A 1,325-nucleotide genomic window follows, 5' to 3' on the forward strand; every position below is an offset into this window, starting at 1 on the left:
ATTTAAATGTTCCAACGCTTCCCCTACCGTAATTGAACTTGAGCAAAATAATACTTCCTTTTTCGGCACATAATTCCCTTTAATCCTCATAAAAAGCCTCCTTATGTTAAAATACTTTCTGTGCCATTACTATATTATATTTTCAGAAAAAAATAAATATATTATTTTATTTTTCTGAAAATTATTCATTTTTTCGTCATAATTTATTCATTAATCATACACTTATTTAAATTGAAACTTTAATAAGTGGGGATTTCCCCCACTTATTATTAGCCTTCACCAATCGGGCTTTTACTGGCAGTCGATATACCCACCTAACTTCTACGCATTCGCCGCATTTTGAGGTAGAGTCTTACTGCCCGTTAAAGCGGGATAATCTCTCTAACTTACTTCGAGAAAAATATGTTGTAACTTTATCCGAAAAAAGCTAAAATAAGAATAAGAATTTTCTGAATATTCAAAGAGTAGGTGATTGTATGTCCTTATTGCGCTCACATATATGTAAATTTATAGCCAGTGTTTTGATTATTTTTGTCATAAGTCCCCTTCCAGCATTATTCATTACACATAATTACTCCTACTTAACTGGATTTGTAAGCATTTTTCATAATTTAGCACAGCCTTCTTCCATTTCAATTCCAACAATTGATTGGATGCATGAGCCTATCCTTTTCTCAGCAAATCAGCTTGTACATACCTCTAACCATTCGTCACCACTGTTCCCCTACATATGGGAAATATATTTTTTATCAATCGTTCGTTTCACATTCACTCTTGTAATCGGTTTCTTTATAAGTCTAGGAATTGGCCATCTATTTTTAAAAGCACCAAACTCATTAAAAAAGTGTAGTTCTTTATTTCGCTGGATACCGTATTCTTTTAGCACTGTGATATTACAATGTTCAGTCCTATTATCACTTCTCTACATATCTAAATTCATAAAGTTTCCTTTCTTCTCTTCTTTTATCATCGTATGTAGCACTTCTATGATAATCGTTATGCAAGCAATTAAAAAATGGCTACCGTTCTTAAATACTACTAATGAATACGAAATAAAAAATTCATCTTTCCTTGTTGATACGTTATTTATTGCGCTTACTTCCAATCATAAATCTATTTTGAGTTCCATTATTCTTTCATTCGTTTTTATGGAATGTATTTTTCATACAACCGGACTATTACAATTTATCGTCCAATTTGGTAGAAATGCACCTATAGTTGTCACAATTGGTTTATTACTACTTTATATTCCATATAGCATCTTATCGTTTCTCCAAGCTTTATGGACAACAACCCACTCTAAACAAAACACGTATACTTTAACT

At 31.6% G+C, this 1,325-nt stretch carries 1 protein-coding gene and 1 pseudogene; one reads left to right on the forward strand and one right to left on the reverse strand.

Features of this window, described 5'->3' with window-relative positions; all coding sequences use genetic code 11:
* Positions 1-90, reverse strand: a pseudogene (locus AC1DJR_RS30010) (cyclic di-AMP binding protein CbpA); the annotation flags it as partial.
* Positions 91-476: 386 nt separating this feature from the next.
* Here AC1DJR_RS30010 and AC1DJR_RS30015 point away from each other — a divergent pair.
* A partial coding sequence (locus tag AC1DJR_RS30015; protein WP_477004262.1) for a hypothetical protein occupies positions 477-1,325 on the forward strand: 849 nt, incomplete at its 3' end.

This window comes from Bacillus sp. 05T31 (assembly GCF_056396725.1).